18 protein-coding genes are annotated in these 22,287 nt (G+C 50.7%); 15 read left to right on the forward strand and 3 right to left on the reverse strand.

The window, feature by feature from the left end:
* Positions 1-73: 73 nt before the first annotated feature.
* From KBP52_RS26965 to KBP52_RS27015, 11 genes are all read left to right on the forward strand, one after another.
* Positions 74-2,509 (forward strand): hypothetical protein, encoded by a 2,436-nt coding sequence (locus KBP52_RS26965; protein WP_212621341.1) that lies wholly within the window; start codon positions 74-76, stop codon positions 2,507-2,509.
* Positions 2,509-3,603 carry an NAD-dependent epimerase/dehydratase family protein gene (locus tag KBP52_RS26970; RefSeq protein ID WP_137217790.1) on the forward strand — a complete coding sequence of 365 codons (1,095 nt, stop codon included), beginning with the start codon at positions 2,509-2,511 and terminating at the stop codon, positions 3,601-3,603. Before KBP52_RS26965 ends, KBP52_RS26970 begins: the two co-directional genes overlap by 1 nt.
* A 13-nt stretch (positions 3,604-3,616) precedes the next feature.
* Positions 3,617-4,564 carry a glycosyltransferase gene (locus KBP52_RS26975; protein ID WP_212621342.1) on the forward strand — a complete coding sequence of 316 codons (948 nt, stop codon included), beginning with the start codon at positions 3,617-3,619 and terminating at the stop codon, positions 4,562-4,564.
* A gap of 248 nt (positions 4,565-4,812) precedes the next feature.
* The gene (locus KBP52_RS26980; protein WP_077574009.1) at positions 4,813-6,213 is read left to right on the forward strand and encodes an MBOAT family O-acyltransferase; all 1,401 of its coding nucleotides are present in this window, start codon (positions 4,813-4,815) and stop codon (positions 6,211-6,213) included.
* Positions 6,188-7,429, forward strand: a complete 1,242-nt coding sequence (locus KBP52_RS26985; RefSeq protein WP_137217789.1) for a hypothetical protein — start codon at positions 6,188-6,190, stop codon at positions 7,427-7,429. The genes KBP52_RS26980 and KBP52_RS26985 overlap by 26 nt, the downstream gene beginning before the upstream one ends.
* Positions 7,430-7,523: 94 nt before the next feature.
* Positions 7,524-9,596 carry a hypothetical protein gene (locus KBP52_RS26990; RefSeq protein WP_077574007.1) on the forward strand — a complete coding sequence of 691 codons (2,073 nt, stop codon included), beginning with the start codon at positions 7,524-7,526 and terminating at the stop codon, positions 9,594-9,596.
* Complete coding sequence (locus KBP52_RS26995) at positions 9,580-10,707, forward strand: glycosyltransferase (protein ID WP_077574006.1); 1,128 nt, start codon at positions 9,580-9,582, stop codon at positions 10,705-10,707. Before KBP52_RS26990 ends, KBP52_RS26995 begins: the two co-directional genes overlap by 17 nt.
* Positions 10,708-11,043: 336 nt before the next feature.
* On the forward strand, positions 11,044-11,832 hold the full coding sequence (locus KBP52_RS27000) for an ABC transporter permease (protein ID WP_077574005.1): 789 nt from the start codon (positions 11,044-11,046) through the stop codon (positions 11,830-11,832).
* A 3-nt stretch (positions 11,833-11,835) separates the two neighbouring features.
* Entirely contained in the window at positions 11,836-13,023 is a 1,188-nt protein-coding gene (locus KBP52_RS27005; RefSeq protein WP_212621343.1) for an ABC transporter ATP-binding protein, read from the forward strand.
* Positions 13,024-13,085: 62 nt separating this feature from the next.
* Positions 13,086-13,994 (forward strand): glycosyltransferase, encoded by a 909-nt coding sequence (locus tag KBP52_RS27010; protein WP_212621344.1) that lies wholly within the window; start codon positions 13,086-13,088, stop codon positions 13,992-13,994.
* An 86-nt stretch (positions 13,995-14,080) separates the two neighbouring features.
* Complete coding sequence (locus KBP52_RS27015) at positions 14,081-15,262, forward strand: hypothetical protein (protein WP_212621345.1); 1,182 nt, start codon at positions 14,081-14,083, stop codon at positions 15,260-15,262.
* Positions 15,263-15,370: 108 nt separating this feature from the next.
* Here KBP52_RS27015 and KBP52_RS27020 read toward each other — a convergent pair whose 3' ends face one another.
* Entirely contained in the window at positions 15,371-16,366 is a 996-nt protein-coding gene (locus KBP52_RS27020; protein ID WP_249122214.1) for a glycosyltransferase family 2 protein, read from the reverse strand.
* A gap of 288 nt (positions 16,367-16,654) precedes the next feature.
* Here KBP52_RS27020 and KBP52_RS27025 point away from each other — a divergent pair, with 288 nt between their 5' ends.
* From KBP52_RS27025 to fabF, 4 genes are all read left to right on the forward strand, one after another.
* A complete protein-coding gene (locus KBP52_RS27025) occupies positions 16,655-18,649 on the forward strand; it encodes a nucleoside-diphosphate sugar epimerase/dehydratase (protein ID WP_077574001.1) in 1,995 nt (664 codons plus the stop codon).
* A gap of 110 nt (positions 18,650-18,759) precedes the next feature.
* Positions 18,760-19,095 (forward strand): ComEA family DNA-binding protein, encoded by a 336-nt coding sequence (locus KBP52_RS27030; protein WP_077574000.1) that lies wholly within the window; start codon positions 18,760-18,762, stop codon positions 19,093-19,095.
* Between the two features lie 217 nt (positions 19,096-19,312).
* A complete protein-coding gene (locus KBP52_RS27035) occupies positions 19,313-20,116 on the forward strand; it encodes an SDR family oxidoreductase (RefSeq protein ID WP_212621346.1) in 804 nt (267 codons plus the stop codon).
* Positions 20,117-20,138: 22 nt separating this feature from the next.
* Positions 20,139-21,413, forward strand: a complete 1,275-nt coding sequence (fabF, locus tag KBP52_RS27040) for a beta-ketoacyl-ACP synthase II (protein ID WP_212621347.1) — start codon at positions 20,139-20,141, stop codon at positions 21,411-21,413.
* On the opposite strand, the gene KBP52_RS27045 is transcribed toward fabF, so the two are convergent.
* Together KBP52_RS27045 and KBP52_RS27050 are read right to left on the reverse strand one after the other, a co-directional pair.
* A complete protein-coding gene (locus tag KBP52_RS27045; RefSeq protein ID WP_077573997.1) occupies positions 21,410-21,964 on the reverse strand; it encodes a TetR/AcrR family transcriptional regulator in 555 nt (184 codons plus the stop codon). The genes fabF and KBP52_RS27045 overlap by 4 nt on opposite strands.
* Before the next feature lie 137 nt (positions 21,965-22,101).
* The gene (locus tag KBP52_RS27050) at positions 22,102-22,269 is read right to left on the reverse strand and encodes a DUF2897 family protein (RefSeq protein ID WP_007908505.1); all 168 of its coding nucleotides are present in this window, start codon (positions 22,267-22,269) and stop codon (positions 22,102-22,104) included.
* Positions 22,270-22,287: the final 18 nt, after the last annotated feature.

Raw genomic sequence — 22,287 nt, forward strand, 5'->3', positions numbered from 1 at the left:
TTGATGTTGTTGGTTTCGGCTTGTATTTCGCATTGGCCGAAAGGGGAGGATACGTTTAGGAATGGAAGGTCTTATGGCTAGACGCCAAATAAAAGTCGGCTGGTGTGTGGCTTCTCTGTCGAATGACACCGCTAGTGTGCGCTATCGAGCATTGCTTCCTTTGCTGGCACTGGAGGCTGAGGATATTGCTGGCAGTCTGTTTACCAGTCGATGTGCTTTTGATCTCGAAAGTCTCGATGTTCTCGTGATTGTCAAATCCTTTTCTATCGAAACTCTGGCGTTGGTGCAGCGAGCCCGAGCGCTAGGCATTCCTGTCATTATCGACTTGTGTGACAACGTTTTTGTTCCCGGCTACGGCAGTGGACCATTTGGTACGCATGGCGATCTTTTTACCATTATGGCTCAGCTCTCAACTGCCATTGTGACAACCACTGAACCGTTGTGCGACGTAATTAGAACTCATGCTCCGGGCGTTCCCGTCCACATAGTTCCTGATGGTCTGGCGTCTGAATCCGTTATAGAAATGGGCAGCAAGCTCATCGAAAAGGCCAAGGGCATCGAGAAAATCACGGCTCCGCTATTGCAGCCAAGCCGGACAGCGAAATTGTTGAGTGAGCTCCAGGATTCAGGCGCTCGCCACACGACCAAACATTTGTTGAGCATGTGTAAGCACGTGCTGAAAAAGCAATTGCACCGCTTGAGGAAAAAGCGTGGCAGGGATGGTTCTGTTGCGACGCTCATGTCAATTCCGAGAGAAGTGATGCGCGCGTTGCGACAGCAAGTGCTCAGACTCAAGCGAACGGCGCCTATCGCCGCTCCCGTCATATCATTGGTTCCGGCCCACGATTCATCGAAGACCATGTATCTGTTGTGGTTCGGTAATCACGGTGCTGAATACGCTGATTTCGGTATGTTGGACTTGCTGCTCATCCAGAGCGATCTGGAAGCGATCGCGCTGGAATATCCAGTTGAGCTCGTAGTGATCAGTAACAACGCGGCCAAGTACGAGCGCTTTATCAAGCCAATGGCGATTGCATCGCGCTATGTGGCATGGTCAATCAACGCTGTCGACGATTGGATGGCAGTTTCACGGGTTGTTCTGATTCCCAACTCCTGTGATGCATTCAGTATCTGCAAATCCGCCAACCGCACAGTGCATGCGTTAACCCGGGGTGTTCCTGTCGTCGCTACGGCAACACCTGCGCTAGCGCCGCTGGCGGGCAGCATCATGACCGGTGACTTTTTACAAGGGATGCGTCGTTATCTATCGAGCCCTAACAATGCTCGCCGCGATCTGGCCCTCGGTAAGAAGTTGATTGAGCGTAACTTCAGCACCGTTGTTATCGGTTCCCTTTGGCGGGATGTTTTGCAATCTGCAATCGCCATGGGCTCCAGCGAGTCATCCCTCCAAGACGCGCAGGTCATTGTGGTGCTGCATCTGATTCAGGATCTGGATCTCGCACTGCCTATCATTCTTGAGCTCCAGCGTCGTGAGATAGCGGTACAGGTAGTTTGCAGCCACACGTTGATAAAAGCTTCTCCGCGAGTCATCAAAAGCCTGTCGCATCATGACATTGATGTTCGAGTGGTCGCTGCTACCGAGCAATTGACTTCATTTCCCTTTGGTTCCAGAGTTCGGTCACTTTTAACAATATCGGAAACAAATCTCGGTCCTCACCGCTTCAGTCGCGCGCTTACCGAATCGGCAAAAAGCGCGGGCATCATGACCGCGACCTTGCAGCATGGACTCGAGAATGTGGGGTTGACCTACAGCGACAGCATCCATTCGATAGACCGGGTCAATTTTGCAGCTGACAGGATTTACCTTTGGGGGGGACTTGACACGCTGCATGCGGACATCAGCCCTGCCACGCGCGTAAAATGTGTTGCGATGGGGTGCTCCAAGGTAGGCCGTGAGGAAAATGCCAATCTGGATGCGTTGATTGCTCCCGAAGCCTGTGTTGTCGGTGTCTTCGAGAACCTTCACTGGCATCGGTACTCCGACGCGTACCGAGAGTTTTTTCTTGAAGGGGTGAGCAAGATGGCGGAACAGTTCCCATCAATCACCTTTTTGATCAAGCCGCATCATGCGGGCTTGTGGCTGACCTCCCGTCACAAGGGGGAAAAACCCATTGCGTCGAACCTGATCATTGCCGATCCGAAACAGGCTGAGTGGGAGCTTTATACCGCTGGGGGCTTGTTGGGCCGAATGAAGGCGGTTATCACCAGTCCTTCTACCGTGGCGCTTGATGCAGCTGCGCGGAGACTGCCTGTCGCGGTTGTCACGGGTGATCTCGACACAGAAACCTACGCTCCACTTTACACAATCGAGCAAATGGCAGACTGGTCCAGGTTCCTCGAGCGTGTTCTGGATGAAAACAGGATTTCCGAGCTCGAACATTTTTCTGATTGTTTTGTAAATCGTCTGGTCCTTAAAGGCGATGCTGCCGCCCGAATAGTTGACGACTTGGTTTGCTCAACATCACTACATTCCCAGGTAATAAATTAATGACGCAACGTATTTTCATCACCGGCGGTGCCGGCTTCATTGGTAGTCGTCTGGTCAAGGCTCTGCTAAAGGAAGATCCTGCTCGTTCCATTTGGGTCTTTGACAACCTGCACCCACAAGTCCACGGCCTCAATGCCGTCGATCCGATCCTGCCGCACAATGTGCGCTTTATCCGTGGTGACGTCGCCGATCTTCAGGCGCTCATGCAAGCAGTGGCCGAGGCTGACCCAGAGTTGGTGTATCACCTCGCTGCGGAAACCGGTACTGGCCAGTCTTACGATGAGCCGTCTCGTTATTGCTCGGTCAACGTATTGGGAACCACTCACCTGATCGAAGCGCTTCGCAAGCAAAATAATGTGCGCAAGGTCGTATTGGCAGCATCGCGGGCAGTTTATGGTGAAGGCGGCTATGTAGATGCTCAAGGTGTGGAGTACGTCGGTTTGCCGCGCCAGCCACAGGCGATGGATTCCGGTGATTTTAGCGTGCCCTTGCCAGCGTCCGCGGTCTTGCCTGCACGTCCTATTGCCAGTCATGCCGGACTCCCTCCTGCCCCCGCGTCGGTGTATGCGTCAACCAAATTGATGCAGGAATATCTGCTGTGCCAGGCCGGTGACGGCGCGCCGTGGAGTGCGACCATTCTGCGTTTCCAGAATGTTTACGGTCCTGGTCAATCCCTGCGCAACCCATACACCGGTGTATTGTCGATCTTCGCTCGTCAATTGCTTGCGGGTGGTGAGCTCGCGATTTTCGAAGACGGCGATATCGCTCGAGATTTCGTTTTTGTGGATGACATCGTCGACGCGTTGGTCAAGGCAAACGCGGCCAGTGTTGCCCACGGCACCATTCTCGATATTGGCAGTGGCGAACCGGTCTCTATCCTTGAGATGGCCAGGATGCTCATGCGCAATCTGGGCGTGGACGACACCTCTTATAAAATTACCGGCCAATTCCGGATCGGTGATATTCGCTATGCGTGCGCAAATATAACCGCCGCCAAAGCCGCCTTGAACTGGAGCCCGAACGTCAGTATTCAATCGGGTGTAGAGCGCTTGGCCGAGTGGGCGAAGGTAGAATTCAAGAACGCTAACGATTAAGAGGGATTTTCGAATGGTTCATGACGATGAAGTTATACGGGTATATGTGGGCGTGGACCGCTCGCAGTTATTAGCCGTGCCCGTTCTTGAGTATTCGATCAAACGGCATACCACGGCCAAGGTTGAAGTTATTCCCATGCTGGATCTTCCGGTACCTGAACCGCTGGATCCGCGTAACGGGCAGCGAACCGGATTCTCATTCAGTCGCTTCTGCATTCCCAAGCTGTGCGGTTACAAAGGCAAAGCCATCTATATGGATGCCGACATGTTGGTTTTTCGCGACATCCGCGAGCTGTGGAACATTCCGTTCGATGGCGCGAAGATCATTATCCAGCAGGAAGTGAAATTTGCTGACGAGACGACTCAAAAGGTCGGCGCGCCAAAAGTCAGAAAAAAGCAGTGTGCCGTTATGCTGCTTGATTGCGAGCGCCTGGACTGGAAAGTCGAAGACATCGTTGGCGGCATGGATGAAGGACGTTACAACTATGACGAGCTGATGTCGCAGTTGATTATTCTCGACGAAGAGCATGTCAAGTACGGTGTCCCGTTTGAGTGGAACAGCCTGGAGCATCTGGATGCGAATACGCGGCTGATTCATTACACTGACGTGGCCACTCAGCCGTGGTCCTGCTGCGGTAACAAGAACGCCTGGCCGTGGTTTGCTGAAGTAAGAAGGATGTTGGCGGACGGTAAACTGACCGAGGCGGAGATCAAAAAGGAAATCGATCTTGGGTATTTCAGGCCCTCGCTGCTCCGCGATATCAAGTATCGTCATCTGATCCCGTCCTTTCTGCACGGAATATGGGACCGGAAAAACACAGCCACTGATAAATTGTCAGGATACATCCCGCACAAGGCTGTCTATGAAGCCAAGCGGCATCGTCAAAAGGTAATCAAAGCATATGAAGCCAAGCTACGAGCCGAGCAAGGCTCTGGCGACAAGAAGGCTTCCAACGCATGATTGAACGGCTCAAGCTTTTGCTCAAGCCGTGTCCATCAAGCGTATCGAGATATTCCCGGACGATAATGTCCGGGATCGCCCAAGCTTATTACGTCAGATGTTTTTCAGTCGGCAAGCCTGGGCGAATATCGAGGATGGATCTGGCTTTGGCAAACAAGCTTGAGCGCTGACACGGGGCCTGCTTTGCGTGTACGGACCCCGTGAACAGAGCTGTTCTAAAATAATTAGATGACGCGGAATTACTGGCAATGTTGTTCAACTCAATAGAATACGTGATTTTGCTGGGGATCACCCTGGCGTTTTACTGGTTGTGTCCATCGCTACGTGTGCGGCAATGGATCGTGCTTCTGTCCAGCGTGTATTTTTACATGAGCTGGAGTAAAGAGTTCGGTCTTATGTTGTTGGGAGTCATCGCCATCAACTGGCTGGTTGCCGGAAAAATTTCGGCTACCAGGTCTCGTGGCTGGTTGATTTTTTCCTGCGTGCTGAATCTCGCGTTACTTTGTTATTTCAAGTACATGAATTTCTTTTTGGAGAACATTGAGTATGTCGCGAGACTCAAGGATCCAGCGTTTGAAATCGGTTTACTGAAAGTCATATTGCCGCTAGGCATTTCGTTTTATGTTTTTGAATTGATTTCCTATCAGGTCGACGTGTATCAGGGGAAATTCAAACACGAGAAAAATCCGGTAGTTTTCGCTATTTTCGTATTGTTTTTCCCGCATCTGATTGCAGGTCCTATCTGCCGTGCAAGCCAGTTCATGCCGCAGATTCATGTAAAGCAGCGACTGGATGGGGCGCATTGCTATAACGGTTTGTACTATTTCATCGCGGGACTTGCACTCAAGTGTGGTATCGCTGATGGCATTGCACCCTTTATCAATGTCATCTTCAAAGCGCCTGATCAATATTCAGGGCTTGATAATTTGTTCGCCGTCATCGGATTTGGCGTGCAGATTTTGTGTGATTTCTGGGGCTATTCGTTGATGGCTCTGGGCGCAGCACTGCTTTTTGGCTATGTGCTGCCCTACAATTTCAATGCTCCATACTCTTCCTTGTCCATCAAGGATTTCTGGCGGCGCTGGCACATCACGTTAAGCAATTGGTTGCGCGATTATCTTTATATAGCGCTCGGTGGTTCGCGTACTCAGGCGAAATGGAAAATTCAGCGAAATCTCATCCTCACCATGTTGCTGGGGGGATTGTGGCACGGTGCCAGCTGGAATTTCATTATTTGGGGTGGGATCCATGGTGGCGCGCTGGCAGTCAATCGGTGGTTTGAAAATAGTAGTCTGCCCACCGGTTTGAAGCGGTTATTCCAATGGCTGCCGATCGCATGGCTGTTGACGATGACTGTGGTATTTGTTGCGTGGATTTTCTTCCGGGCCACAAACGTCGGGGATGCGATGATGATGATTGAGCGAATCGTAGTTCCTGCCTCTGATTGGACGCAGACGAAGCTCGCGCCACTGTTTTTCGAACTGTTGATACTGTATCTGCCGCTGCAGTGGTTCGTACATCGCACGACATACCAGCGTGACATCACCAATGCCATTCCTTGGCAAGCCGCCCTGGGCTTCGCATCGTTGGTACTTTTCTCCTATATTTATTATGTAGACGGCAATGACTTCATATACTTTCAATTCTAATAGTTTGAGGCTGACGCGGTCGCGACTGCTCAAGCTCTACGTGCTGACGGCGGTATTGGTTGTTTTCGGTTTTGTTTGCCTGGAAGTTACCGTTCGCTATCGCGAATCGCTCAAACAGCCAGATGTGATGCAAAGCGCATCGGATCTGATGGCTGCGCTGCCCAATATGTCGATATCGGGTCGCGAGTTGGGTAATCAGATGCTGATTCAGAACGTTGCCTTGTTTAGTCAATATCCTGATCCGGTCGAGATAACTTCTGCTTATGTGGGGACTTCACGAAGTAAAATCCTGCACCCTAGCCAATTTGGCGTCCCCCATGCGGTGGTAGGTGCAGGTAACACATACAACGAAATAACTTATGGTCTGTTGCTTCAGGCAGAAATCCTGCGCTTGAAATTTCCAAACCTGAAGCGTGTGTATGTCGAAAGTTCTTTCCTGCTACGCCGCCCTGGTCGTTTGATGGTTGAGACCGACCACCTCAAGTATCTTCCATTGCTTAAAACATTGACGCCGCTCTGCTCGAAGGCGAGCGATGTTCCAGGTTGTCATGATGTATTTGTGCAAGCAGGCAGTCTGACCAACAGCTCTACGACAGGCTGGAAGCCGGAAATGCGTCGTCACAGAAGTGAGTTTCGATTCTCCTCTTTGTTGCCAGGGGCGCAGGATTCTATCCCTGTCAAATCTGACCCGTTACTCGGGCAGCTTGAAGCAAATGGGGAGACCAAAGGTCATTTCAGAGCGCTGACCGATAAATCCGAAATGCGTCCAGAGATAAGCAATGACAACATCAAGGCTCAGCGCCTGAGGGATATTACAAGTAATGCTCCTTGGGATGGCTTGTTCGACATGTTTGCACTCTGGGGGCGCGAGCACGGTATTCAAGTCGTGCTATTTCAACCGCCGGTACGCTCAGATCTTTATGCATATCAAGTGAAGTATGGCCTCAAGCAGCACGTCGATGACTTATTGCGAGTATCTGATAAGTATCAGATCCCATTTGTAGATCTAAACAGACCGGAACTCGGATATATGAGTGACTGGAGTCTTTTTAGTGATGAGGATCACATGGCAACTTGCGTTGGTAGCGGTTTGCTATTACTGGCGCTTGAGGCGGGCGTTAATCGGTTTGAGCAGAAACATGATCTTACCCCTGTAATCGAACGGTCACCTTTGGAAGGTGATAGTATGCTACGTTTAAGTTCATGCAAAAAGTAGCAGGGTAAGTGGATGTGGGCGATTCAGTAGTTCTTGTATTTTGTTGTTTTGTATTGCAGGTTTTTGAAATTTTGTTTTGTCAGGTATTTTGAGAATGGTAAATCGATTGGTACAGTGGTTTATGCCTCCTAACTTAAATGGTAGTGAGTCTCTAATACTTTTTTCTGCTTGTGATGCGGGCTATCTTGGTTTTGCCATTTCTTTAATAAAAAGCGTAGAGTTGTATTCGCCCGGCGCTACGTTTTTTTTACACGTGATCAATCCTGATGCGGAGGCGGTCGAACGTTTGAGGCATTTGGCTGATAGCCTGGAAGTGACAAATGTCAGTATTTCATTCGAAACGATCGATCTGACAGCTCTGAATGTCGATCAGCGGCGTGCTTATTACGCCAGTGCGCGCTTTTTGCAAGTTTCAAATATTCTATCTACATACTCGATTCCTGTTTTCAGTGTTGATGCTGATTCGTTGGTTGTGAATGCTTTTGATTTTGATTTTACTAACAAAACAGACGCGGATGTAGTAATCGTGCGGCGTAATCTGGCTGAAGATCAGCCCGATCACTTGGCTGTCGCAACCGGGTCTATCTGGTTCAAACCTTCTGAAGAGATTCTCCGTTTCCTTGGCGGAATTGCTGCTGAAATAGATAAGCGTTTAGAAGAACGTTCTCTTGAATGGTTCGTCGACCAGAAACTTTTCTTCTATGGTATGAACGAATACTCTCGCCGGCTCAGATTCTATAATCTGAAGCGGAAATACGCCGATTGGACATTCTCTGCTTCGAGCATTCTATGGGCGGGTAAGGGCGGCCTTAAACTCTATGATTTGCGTTTTTTCCTGCTACAGAATTTACTTTGCGATGATGCAAAAAAGCGAGATATCGCCGAACTGTTAGCGGAGGAGTTTTTTACTGATGAAAACTCGCTTGTCGATGAGTCGACCCGTTCGCGTATCACCAAGGCAATAACAGGAAAAAGCGAAAATAATCTTGTTGTAAAAGCCGAGACTCAATCAGCAAAAGTTGTAACGCAGTCTGATTCGGCGAGAAAGGTTGCCGTCGCATTCTATGTTCCACGGCTCGACCTTCCCTGGAAAAAAATGGCCTCGACCGGCTCTAAGTTTCCAGAGGTCAGCGATGACACGATAGATCTACGCTTACACTGGAAAGAATTTGGTATACGCATGGCTAATGCGCTTGAGCGCGTTGGTATACCCGTGGACGTCATTGAAGTGCCAGGTTGGGAAATCGAGCGGCAGAGAGTCGATGAAGATGCCTATGATTTGGCATTTGTTCCTCATCGTTGTTATTTGAACTTCCCCACTGGAAAAACTCCAGTGTTGTTTTATATGCAAGAGTTTTTCCGCTGGGCCTTTGTGGTTGACTCTCGGGGATGGAGCGCTGCATCGAGCGTTTACCCGGTAGACCGCGATGTCCAATCAAGCAAGGCAGGGGTGTCCTTCACGGAATACCGGAAGCGTCTCGCGGATGGACGTTTGAACAGTAAGTTCTCCCAGCAAGCCACGAAGTCCACGAAGCAGTTGATTGCTGAAGGTTGTTTGCCGTCGGAGGTTAGTGGCGGTTGGTTCAGTAAAAGCAGTGTTCGTCCTTATATCTTTTTCCCCTTACAGGTGCCTTCGGATCAATCAATACAGTTGTTTTCCGACTTGTCAGAGTTGACGATACTCGAGGCGCTGGTGACTTGGGCGAAAGAGAACGACGTAGCAGTAGTGATCAAGCCTCATCCTGCAAATATGAAAAGCATGAAGCCTTTTGAAAAACTGGTCGATAATACGCATGTTTTTTACAGTCAAGCGAATGTCCAGGATTTGATTTCGCATGCAGTGGCAGTTTATACAATCAATAGCGGTGTGGGCTTCGAGGCGATTCTGCAGGTAAAACCTGTCGTTACGTTTGGTCGTGTCGAATATGATTGCGTTACGTTCAACGCCAGTGTGAACACACTTGATGAGGCTTGGGCTTATGTCCAGACCAATAACGCAGCTGAGTTGGAAGTAAAGTATAAAGGTTTCGTCGATTGGTTTCTTGAATGCTACGCGGTGGATATGTCTCAACCGCAAATAGCTAAAGTAAGACTTGATGAGATTGTAGCGAAAGTTTTGTCAATGATTCCGGGCTGTGGAAGGGATTCCGATGTTAAAGGTGATTAATTATCTTGCTAGAAAGTTTGAGTTGGTTCGATCGAAAAAGTTTGATCGGCTTAGCGCTGGGCATGATAAGAGTCCGAGGGTGCTGATACTTACTGAGCATCTCAATGCAACCTACTACATTAGTTTTGATATTCCATTTAAAGAGCTTAGTCGCAACGGTGCAATTAATTATTCTGTTGTCTCGCAGTCTAAGGTCAGCAGGAAGGGCGTTGGTGTTTGGAAAGAATGGGATGCTGCATTTCGACCGCAAATTGTCATTTTTACGCGCTACGGGTTACCGTACGGAACTGAAATACTTGAATATTTCCGGGGGAAGAAAGTTCCCGTCGTTTATCATATTGACGACAATTTATTAGATATACCCGCGTCTCTTGGGGAGGTAATTGGCAAAAGTCACGGAGCCTCGGATGTCATCGAGGCGCGGCGTTATTTGCTTGAGAATTGCGATTTAATATATGCATCCACGCAGTATCTCGCCCAGCACTTGCAAGGCTTGTTTCCGCAGCAAAAGATATTTAGCGGTATGTATGCGCCTTATATGGTTGAACACATCCGCACAGAAAGAAAACCAGGTAATGATCAACCTATTATCGGCTATATGGGGTCAAGAGGGCATCAGGAAGATCTGGATCTGGTCGTACCTTCACTAGTACGCTTGCTGGATGATAATGCGAGTATAAGGTTTGAGGTGTTTGGTAGCATTAAAATGCCTGACGAGCTTCTTAGGTTCGGAGAAAGAGTAAAGGCTCATGAGGTTTGTAAGGATTATGTCGGTTTTTTGAATAAACTTAATACCTTGGGTTGGGATGTTGGGCTAGCCCCTTTGGTGGATGAAAAATTCAATTTGTGCAAGGCTCCAACCAAGTTCGTTGAATATACTGCGGCAGGCATCCCGGTTATTGCATCGGATATTCAAGTTTACAGTCCTTTCGCAATGCCAGGTTGTGCGGTTCTAGTTCAGGATGAATGGTACGACGCTATAGACGCATTGTTGAAGGATTCCGGGCTTAGAGCGTCAATGGTTAAGAATGCACACGAGTATTGTGTAAGTAATTTTTCGGAAAAGCGCTTGCAAGATCAATTGGTCACTTTGATCAATGGCTTGATTTAAAGTTTGCTCGGGGTAGGTCAAGAGTTTAATTGTTTAATCAATATATGCTTAGGATTTATTCTGGGTGGGGTTACCTTATCTAGAAGCCAGTGATCACGACTCAGGCTGATCGCGCTGACAAAAGGATGACCCGCCGGCGTTTACGCAAGGATGGCCCTTGAGACCCGGGTAGGCGTAGGTCTACTCCCCGATATGTGATAGATTGCTGCGGTGAAGGGACACTGCAGCGAAGGATAAGATATGAACGAATGTGGACAAGACTGGTTTGCTCCGTCATTTTCGTTGAGATGGCTGAGAAAAGTGCCACAATTGAACTCGTAGAAGGCTGATTATTACATGTGGCGACAAACCATTAACTCCAGTGTTGCGCTTGCGAAGCGCAGTATTTCCATTCAGATAAAACAACACGCTTTGGGTTACGCATGGGCACTAATAACGCCCATGCTTTATGCTGCTTGCTATATCTTTATCAAGGGTCAATTGAATGGTGGTGCCGCACATTCGGCAGACTCCGGCTGGGACATACTACGAGCGTTTGCCGGAGTAACGATTTTTCAATGGTGGATGCATATCGTTCAAGAGATGTCTGATTTTATTCGAAAGAATAGAGGTCTTTTGCGAGGTATTAACGTCGGGCCAATTCCTTTCGTTCTATCAGTTTTATTTGAAGGGTTGATTGGTTTGCTGATCAGAGTGGTATTGATATTGATCGCAATACCTTTGTTGGGTCTGTCGTTCCCTACGCAACCTTTCTCCTGGCTGTCAATTATAATTTCCTTGATGGCTTTGCTGATTTCAGCGGTCACCATCGGAACTATACTTGCGCCATGGGCGGTGCTGTACGCGGATGTTCGTAAAGGGCTCTCGTCCGTCAGTTTACCAGTGATACTCATATCACCGATTTTTTACCCGGCTTTTGAACAAACTTCCGGGCCTTTGTTCTGGTTGAACTGTATCAACCCTTTAGCTGCTCCATTGGCTATATTGGCGAAGTCCTTACACGATTTGGAATCTGTTTACATGCTTCCATTGATTATCAGTACGGTGGTGTTTACCTTAATTTTGAGTTGGTCGCTCAAACAGCTCCATCGTCAAGTACCGATTCTGCTTGAGCGCATGGGGTAACTTATGACTGTACTGCTAGAAGTAAACGATTTATGGAAAAAGTATTCACGTGACTTGAAGTCATCTGTGAAGTATGCGGCTCGAGATATTTTGCGTGGCGCTGTAAGCGGTGGGCAAAACGATCACAAAGACCTTCGCGATTCCGAGTTTTGGGCGATTAGAGGTATGAATTTCTCCCTTCGCCGTGGTGAAGTACTTGGCGTACTGGGACATAACGGCGCAGGAAAAAGCACACTGCTCAAATGTATTGCCGGGAAACTGGCAGCTGATCGAGGCAGTGTGATCCGAAACGGTGAGCTGGGTTACCTGCTGGAAATGAGCGCGGGTTTTTCGCCTACCATGACGGGTCGTGACAATGTCACGGTGCGCGGTCGTTTGATGGGCATGAATGGCAAAGCGTTAGCTGCCTATATTGATGAAGTTAAAGATTTCTCTGAGCTTGATACGTTTTTTGACTCACCTGTACAGTTTTATAGTTCAGGTATGAAGTCGAGGCTTGGTTTCGCTGCTTCCTCCGTCATTCGGCCTGATATTCTTATTATCGATGAGGTTCTTGCCGTAGGAGACCTTTCTTTCCGGCTGCGTTGTTACGAACGCGTAAACGAGCTCGCGCGGAATGCGGCAGTCATTTTCGTATCGCACTCTATCGGTCAGGTAGCTCGACTTTGTAATCGAGCCATATTCCTGGAAAAGGGTAAAGTGCTATATGAGGGAGGGGTTCAGAATGCCATTTCCCTCTATCAGGACAAGCTGGGTGATCAAAATGAGAGAAAGCGTGGTCACACACTTCATCCGGAGCTGATTTCATTCAGTTTGATGGCAAATGGTTGCCAGCTTGTTCCAGGTCAATCGCTTCCTTATGGGGCTAATCTGAGTCTTGATATAGATATTAGCAAGTTGCCCGAGAATGCAGTTATAAGACCACTACTGCGGGATGGCTCCCAAGGTGTTCTGGCGGATTGGAACTCTGTACGTTCGAATTTGTCTTGGCCTGCCGGACGGACCCGCTTAAAAGCGGATCTCGGGAGTGCGGAGTTGGCACCCGGTGCGTATTCGATTTCAATTGAAGTGATGAGTCCTGATGGGGTCGAACATATTTCACTGTCAGAGTCTACGCCCTTCAGGATTGGCGGCTCTTATTTAAATGCCGTAGCCATTCAGAAAACCGCGACATGGCAATTCCCAGAGTGATAGGGGGCGTTGTGTCGTTGGGGAGTCAGTTGCAAGTCTCATATCTTATTAAGGTCTAATATATGACGGATGTTAAAGGCATCTCCAACGACCCCATAGATACAGTCCGCGTATTCGTGGCAGCCACTCCCGCTGAATGGCTGCCGATGAAGGTTCTTGAGTTCTCGATTCTTGAAACTACAGACTTGCCTGTTCAGCTGTCAGCTATTTATACACATCAGCGAACGATACCATTACCTAAGGACGCTGCTAACAAGGCAAGAACGCCTTTCTCATTCCAGCGTTTTTTAATCCCTGAACTATGTGGGTATGAAGGTAAAGCGATATATCTCGATGCGGATATGCAAGTATTTCAGGATATAGCGGGTTTATGGAATCGGCCGTTTCAGGGAAGTGTTTTGCAAACGGTCGGTAGTGCAGGGGGAGGGCGCCGCTCTCAGTTCAGCGTGATGCTGATGGACTGTGCTCAATTGGGTTGGAACATTGATAGCATTATCAACCAGCTCGATAAAGGCGAAATCAGTTATCACGAACTTATGTATGAAATGAAACTGGCCAGTGAGATTTCGTTCTCAGTTCCGGAGTTGTGGAACTCTCTAGAGAGCTACGCTGAGGGGGAAACAAGTTTGCTGCATTATACAGATATGAACACCCAACCATGGGTGTCCCTGGATAATCCTAACAGAGGTTTATGGGTTTCGTGTTTGCGTAGGGCGCTACAAAAGGGTTTTATTTCTCGTGATGAGTTAGTGCGAGAGATAGAGCAGGGTCACGTCCGGCCCTCGCTCCTTGCTGAGGCGTTTTCAAATTCCAAAGGCAATTGGAAGCCGGCTTTTGGTGATCTGTTAGCCGACGCATTATATACCCCACCCTATTATTCCATCGCCGCATCACGCCGCGGAAAGCTGTACGCGGGTTTGTCCAGGTTATCTCGTGCGTTTCGTCTGATATTGCGGCCCTTACTTCGGTAGCGAAGGTCTCCAGGGTCAGCGGGTTTGGGAATAAATCAACAGGGATTCGAGCGTAAAATCAATGAAGAGCAAGGTCAGGAACTAAAATGCTTAGCCACGTAGAGAAGATTAAAAAAACTATCAGCGACGCATTCGCTCGGATTTTTGGTGGTAAAGACGCGGAGGTGAAAGTGCAAGGCGGTGTTTCCGCACGCGTGCTTTTTGTAGCTAATGCACTTATTCCAACATTGCAATTGAGCTTTTTGAAACCGCTCGCAGCCAATATTGAACAGGGTAATCTGACCACGGACTTGTTAAGTGAACAGCAGATGAAAGAGCTGTTTGGCAAACGTCTGCGCGAATCCGAAGTGGAGAGTTGGATAAGTGAGCGGGTGGAGAAGTTTAAGCCTACTGCGATCGTTTTTTGTCGTTACAGTGGGCCGCATACGGCCTATCTGACTCAACTGGCTAAAGCGGCGGGCATTCCTACAGTTTTTCATGTCGACGATGATCTTCTGCATGTACCTGTTGAAATTGGACAGAAAAAATATGAGTACCATAATCATCCCGCTCGCCTCGAAGCTGTGCGGTACCTGCTTGAGAATGTCGATCTTGTCTACTGCTCGACTGAAGCGCTGAAACAGCGCTTTGTTTCCTATGGATTAGAGTCAAACTTTAAAGTGGGTACCATTTATTGCTCTGGCAATGTATTGGTTCCGGCAGTAAAACGATCGACAAAGAAAATCGGCTATATGGGTTTTGACCACGCCCATGATCTGGAAACGGTCTTGCCAGCACTGATTCAAGTACTAAGAAATGACTCTGACGTTGAATTTGAATTGTTTGGTTCAATACCAAAACCAGCAGTACTTGAGGAGTTTGGTGACAGGGTCAATGTCATCCCTCCGGTACCCAACTACGAAGAGTTTCTTGCCAAGTTTTCTTCGCTGAACTGGGATATTGGCATCTGCCCGCTAGCTAATACGGATTTCAATGCTGTCAAAGCCAATACCAAGTGGGTCGAATATACTTCGGTTGGTACAGCGGTCGTCGCGAGTGCCGATACAATTTATGACGCCTGCTGTTCAGGGGGATGTGGCACATTGGCAACAACGACTGCGCAATGGGTGGATGCTCTTGAACTGTTGATTGGTGGCAGTGAGAGACGCTTAACGCAGGTTTTGAATGCTCAAAACCGACTCAGGGAAGACTACTCCGTTGATCGCCTGCAGCGTCAAGTGCTTGATGTTCTAGACACGGCTGCCAAGCTGGTCAAGTCTGCAGCATGAGCTTCTGATCGCGCCGAGCTGGATGTGAATGTGCGAACGCACTCAAGTTGTTAATAACGCCGGTAAGCGCCTTTTTGAAGAGGCGCTAACCGTGCGTGCTGGACTGACTTAAATCTTGTTCAGATAGATGGCTAGAATAAGGCTTATATTGCCCATCAAGGTCTGACGATAAATTCCTGAACTTCTCATTAGACGAAACCTCTGAAGCAATGTGCTTTGCCTTGCCTTTTTGAAGTCATGCACTGTCTGTCTGTTGCTGGGTGTCAGATCTTCTTCAAGTGGTTCAAGGATGCTCAGATTGACATCGCTCCAGCGGCTAAATCGTCCGTCGATAAGTTTTCCCAAACGAAGTATGCGTTCTTTGATACTGGAGTTGGAACCGATCACATTGCCACCGTGTTGGCGGTAATCGAGCGTTGGCTCCGAATCGTAGATGACCTTTCCACCGCACGCTGTCGTTAAAAGATAGGCAAGCCAGTCATGTGCGACAACAGGAATGTCGGGTGAAGTTCTGTTCAACAAGTCTCGTGCCGCGCCATTCAGAAGCATCGTATTGGCGCCTGCAATACTCTGTATTAGCGCATTTTGGAATAGGGGCGGTCGGTTGAATTTGGGTGAAAACCCGATGACTTTGCGATTTTCGTTGATAAGGCGAGTGCGCGAGCAGTATAGAGCGGGCTGATTTCCGGGGAACGACTGCAATTGGCGGATGCTTCTTTCCAGCTTGTCGTTGTGCCAGATATCGTCCTGATCGCTGAATGCGAAAAAGTCTCCCTCGACATTCTCATTTCTAACAAGCGACATAAAGTTTTTGGCAAATCCCTCGCGGGGTCCGCTGAATAAATGAATGCGCTGTGAATCGATCAATTCCCGGTAGGTTTCCAGTAGCGCAAGTGTGCCGTCGGTAGAACCATCATCGGATATGTACAGCGTCCAGTTTTGATGAGTCTGGGATATGAGCGAATCGATCTGTTCTTTCAGGTATGCCTGGCCATTGTACGTGCACATCAGGATTGCGACTTTACACTGGGAGGGCAATTTCATCTGGGCTTCGACGGATAGATCAGAATCTGGTTGACCGGCTCGGGGCGGTTGCGGCTCCATGCGTCCTCGCGTTTTGAGTTAAATAATGCTTCAGATGCAGTTAAAAAACAGACCTGATGGCTTAGTGATATCGCCCGGTGATCGCAGAGCGGCAAACGGGATGCGCACAGGAGGTGTATTTTATCTGTGCAGCAGGTTTAATCTCTACTCTTTTGCGTTTTAATACAGACTGCAGCCAGGGGTTCACTGGGATTGGCACGAAGGTGGCAATTTACCTGCCAAAGTATTTGGTCTCTGGCGTGATCCCTGCCCGCTTGGGGTGGCCGATATGAAATGGACGGATGGTTAATGGATAAAATGCGATTATTCCTGCTTGGAATGCCTCGCCAAAGAAAACGTCTGATTCAGGTAATCATGGACGTATTCCTGGTGTGGATATCGCTATGGGGATCGTTCGTGGTTCGTTTGGGAATCGAAAATGTTACCCAGCCCATTGAGACGCATCTCTGGCTCTTTATCAGCGCGCCGCTGATTGCCATTCCATTGTTCATTCGTTTCGGCATGTATCGTGCCGTGATGCGTTATTTTGGCAACGATGCGCTAATCGCCATTATCAAAGCGGTCAGTCTGTCTGCGCTCATCCTCGCTTTAGTCGTCTTCTGGTACAGCAACCACAAGACTGTGGTGCCGCGTTCCATCATCTTCAATTACTGGTGGTTAAGCCTGGTGATCATCGGGGGACTGCGCTTATGCATGCGCCAGTATTTCATGGGCGACTGGTTCATGGCGGCCAAGCATGTCCCGTTTACGAGTCGCGACGACGGCCTCACCAAGGTCGCAGTGTACGGCGCGGGAGTGGCTGGTAATCAACTGGTTGCTGCGCTGCGGATGGGGCGCGTGATGCGGCCTGTGGCGTTTATCGATGATGATGCAAGCATTGCTGATCGCTCCATTTCCGGTCTGCAAGTCTACAAACCAAAACATATACAGCAAATGATCGATGTCACCGGAGCGCAGGAGATCCTGCTTGCGCTGCCATCATCGACTCGTGCGCGGCGTCGCGAGATTCTCAACTTGCTGGAAGGTTTCCCCCTTCATGTGCGCAGCGTTCCAAACTTCACCGATCTGGCAAGCGGCCGGGTCAAAGTCGAAGACATTCAGGAAATCGATATCGCAGATTTGCTCGGGCGAGACGCTGTCCCGGCTCAGCCTGATTTACTCGAGCGCTGTATCAAAGGCAAGACAGTCATGGTAACTGGGGCCGGTGGTTCCATCGGTTCGGAGTTATGCCGGCAGATATTTTTGCTGGGCCCGACAACATTGCTTCTGTTTGAACATAGTGAGTTCAATCTTTACAGCATTCTCTCCGAGCTCGAGCAGCGTGGCTGCCGTGATGCGGTGGACGTTCGCCTGCTGCCGATCCTCGGTTCCATCCGTCACCAGGAAAAACTGCTCGACGTGATGAAGACCTGGAAGGTCGACACTGTCTATCACGCGGCGGCTTACAAACACGTACCGATGGTGGAGCACAATATCGCGGAGGGTGTGCTGAATAATGTTATCGGCACACTAAACACTGCTCAGGCAGCGCTGCAGTCAGGTGTCTCAAACTTCGTTCTGATTTCTACCGACAAGGCCGTACGTCCCACCAATGTCATGGGCAGTACCAAACGACTTGCCGAGCTGACGCTGCAAGCGCTCAGTCGCGAGATCGCCCCGGTATTGTTCGGTGATAAGGCCAATGTCTCTCGAGTCAACAAAACTCGATTTACCATGGTTCGTTTCGGCAATGTATTAGGTTCGTCCGGTTCAGTGATCCCTCTGTTTCACAGGCAAATCAAGTCCGGCGGCCCGCTGACGGTCACTCACCCGAAAATCACCCGCTACTTCATGACCATCCCCGAAGCCGCTCAATTGGTGATCCAGGCTGGCTCCATGGGACAAGGCGGCGACGTATTCGTGCTGGACATGGGCGAACCGGTAAGGATTGTCGAGCTGGCAGAAAAGATGATTCACCTCTCGGGCCTGAGCATTCGTTCCGATCGCAATCCTCAAGGAGATATCTCCATTGAGTTCACTGGATTGCGCCCGGGCGAAAAGCTCTTCGAGGAACTGTTGATCGGCGATAACGTAGCCGCCACCCCACATCCGATGATCATGACGGCTAGCGAGGACCATTTGCCATGGGATGTGTTGAAAGGGCGTTTGAGTGATCTGCTGATTGCTGTCGAGAAAGATGACTATGCCCGCGTCCGTCAACTCCTGCGTGAAACCGTCAGCGGTTACACCCCCGACGGCGAAATCGTCGACTGGATCTACCAGCAGCGCCGTCTCGAGCCTTGATTGTTTCACATCCTGTAACGCACGCATTTTTGACATAGCTCCAGCATGACCTACGTTTGAAGAGCAGCTTCGGAAAAGCTGCTTTCTCAAACGATGATGGAGCGTCACTAATGCGTACCGGTTACTTCTATTCCCTGATTTTTGCCTTCCTCACCAGTGCATCGATTGCCGCTATTGCCGCACCTGTTGCGCCAGCGGAGTCAGCCAGGGCGCCGATCGTAATGGATACAGCGGCGCCTTCCCAAGGTGCAAAAATCGATCTCAACGGTGCTGACGCAGCGACGCTGCAAAAAGAGCTGGCCGGAGTCGGTGAGGCCAAAGCCAAAGCGATTGTTGCATATCGTGAAACAAACGGTCCTTTCGCCTCCGTGGATGAATTGCTGGAAGTGAAAGGAATTGGCAAGGCGATCCTGGATCGCAATCGCGACAAGCTGGAAGTCAACTAAGCTTACTGTTCAACGCCAAGGGGGCCGGTCTTAGACCGGCCTTTTTCATTTGGCGCAGTGCTTGGCTGCGGATAACAGTGGAGAGGGCACCCGTCGGACGATTTAAAATTACGGCTATCATATTGCGTTTGGATTATGCCTATAATAATTTGCCGGTGCGTCAAGCCAACACGTCTCATCGGCAACGTCCTTCATCAAGCATTCCAGGAGCATTCTCATGAATTCCGCACAATCTAAAGGTACTGCTCTGGTTACCGGTGCATCGTCCGGTATCGGTGCGATTTACGCTCAGCGCCTGGCGGCGCGTGGTTTTGATCTGCTGCTGGTTGCCCGTGACAAGGATCGTCTGGAAAGCGCCGCGAGTCAGTTGCGCGATGCCCATGGTGTTCAGGTCGAAGTGCTGAAAGCAGACCTGACGCAAAAGGATGACGTACTCAAACTCGAGCAACGCCTGCGCAGCGATTCCAGCATCAGTTTGCTGGTGAATAACGCCGGTGTGGCGTCGGACGGTTTGTTGGCCAACGCCGATATGGACCAGTTGGAGCGCTTGATCCAGTTGAACATCACCGCCGTCACGCGCCTTGCCTCGGCCGCGGCCGCGAGTTTCGCTAAGGCCGGGCGTGGCACGATCATCAATATCGCCTCGGTGGTGGCGCTGTTTCCGGAACGCTTCAACGCCACCTACAGCGCTAGCAAAGCTTATGTACTGAGCCTGACCCAGTCGCTGAACACTGAACTCGAAGGCACCGGCGTGCAGATCCAGGCCGTGCTGCCGGGTGTGACTCGCACCGAAATCTGGGAGCGCTCCGGCATCGATGCCAGTGGCATTCCGGCAGAAATGGTCATGGACGCAGGCGAGATGGTCGATGCGGCGCTGGCCGGTCTGGATCAGGGCGAGTTGATCACCATTCCTTCGCTGCCTGACGCAGGCGAATGGCACGCCTTTGTTGCGGCTCGCCATGTCATGGCACCGAACCTTTCCCGCAGTTCCGCAGCCCAACGCTACAAGTCCGGCAATTGAATTGATCAGAGGTCACCACGGTATGGATTCGCGTCGAATAGTCGTCACGGGCATGGGCCTGGTTTCACCCTTGGGCAGCGATCTCGAAGTCGTATGGCAGCGTTTGCTGGCCGGGCGTTCTGGTTTGCGTAACTTGCCTGAAGCAACGGTCGCTGATTTGCCCACGCGAGTCGGCGGCGCGGTGCCAACGCTGGAAGAAGACGCTGAGGCAGGATTTGATCCGGATCGCGCCACGCCACCCAAGGAACAGAAGAAGATGGACCGCTTTATTCTGTTCGCCATGGAAGCTGCCCGGCAGGCATTGGAACAGGCTGACTGGCACCCCTCGGAAAGCAAAAGCCAGGAGCGTACAGCTACGATCATCGGCTCCGGTGTCGGCGGTTTCGGCGCGATTGCCGACGCTGTACGCACCACCGACAGTCGCGGTCCTCGGCGTTTGTCGCCATTCACCATTCCGTCGTTCCTGGTCAATCTCGCGGCAGGGCACGTGTCGATTCAACACGGCCTCAAGGGGCCTTTGGGCGCACCCGTGACGGCGTGCGCTGCGGGTGTTCAAGCGATTGGCGATGCGGCGCGCTTGATCCGCGCCGGTGAAGCGGATATTGCCGTGTGTGGCGGCGCGGAAGCTTGCATCGACCGCGTCAGTCTTGCCGGTTTTGCGGCAGCGCGGGCGTTATCCAGCGGCTACAACGACACCCCGCAGCGCGCCTCTCGGCCGTTCGACAGCGGTCGCGACGGCTTCGTGATGGGTGAGGGTGCGGGGCTGTTGGTGATTGAATCCCTGGAACACGCCTTGGCGCGTGGCGCGACGCCGCTGGGGGAACTGGTCGGTTATGGCACCAGCGCCGATGCCTATCACCTGACTGCCGGGCCGGAAGATGGCAGTGGTGCGCGGCGCGCGATGACGCTGGCATTGGCGCAGGCGGGTATCACGCCGGATCAGGTGCAGCACCTCAACGCTCATGCGACCTCGACCCCGGTGGGCGACCTCGGCGAGTTGGCGGCGATCAAAGCGTTGTTCGGCACGCAAAATAAAATCGCCGTGACCTCGACCAAGTCCGCCACCGGTCATTTGCTCGGCGCTGCCGGTGGGCTTGAAGCCATTTTCACGCTGCTGGCGATTCGTGATCAGGTGGTGCCGCCGACGCTGAATTTCGACAATCCCGATCCGGCGAGCGCAGGTGTAGATATCGTCCACGGCCAGGCGCGACCGATGGCGATCGAATATGCACTGTCCAACGGTTTCGGGTTCGGCGGGGTCAATGCCAGCGTGCTGTTCAAGCGCTGGCAGGCTTAATCCCGGTCCTTGAGGTGATCGCGGGTGACATCGAGGATGCGTTGCGCAAACTCGGCATCCGCGACACTACGTGACAGCAGCAGTGCACCGACCAGTGTCGACATTATGACGATGGCGCGGTCTGCGCTGTTTTCGCCTTCGAGGCTGTTTTCGATCTGCTCCAGCCGTGCATTCAACACCGCGTCGCTGGTAGGACTCGGTTGTCCACGCAGGCCCAGTTCGGAAGAAATGGTCAGCAACGGGCAGCCTTCATGCGGCGACGTTTGATGCCATTCCGACAGGTACGTCTCGATAAAGGCATCAAGCGGATTATCCTGCGAAAAAATCTCTGCACATAACCCGTCAACCTGGTTGCCGGCCTCTTGCAAGGCTTTCTCGACCAACTCGTCCTTGGACTTGAAATGTGAGTAGAAACCGCCATGGGTCAGACCCAGCGCTTTCATCAGGGGTTGCAGGCCCGTAGCGCCGATTCCGTCCTTGCGAAAGCGTGCCGAAGCCTCCTTGATAATGCGCTGATGGGTCTGGGCTTTATGGTCCTGCGAATAACGCATCTGGAACTCTCCGCAACAATGTCCCCATCTTAACCAAGGAAAATTAGATGGTGACTGTACTTCTACTTCTTAAAAGCGTGCAGATAGGTCCAATGGCTATAAAAAGCACAAACCCCGCCGATCAGGCGGGGTTGTGTTCAGCGATCTTGGGCGTCTTTGGCGTCGGCTTCGGCATTGCGTTGGGCAACGCGTCGGCGTTCTTCATCGGTCAGATCGACCTTGTTGGCGGTGTCGCGCAACATCATTAATCCGCCGACGATCGAGCCGATTGCAACGACCAGAATCAACCAGGCATACCAGGGCATAACGGCTCTCCTTAAGGG

The sequence above is a fragment of the Pseudomonas sp. SCA2728.1_7 genome (genome assembly GCF_018138145.1).
GTDB classification, from domain to species: domain Bacteria; phylum Pseudomonadota; class Gammaproteobacteria; order Pseudomonadales; family Pseudomonadaceae; genus Aquipseudomonas; species Aquipseudomonas koreensis_A.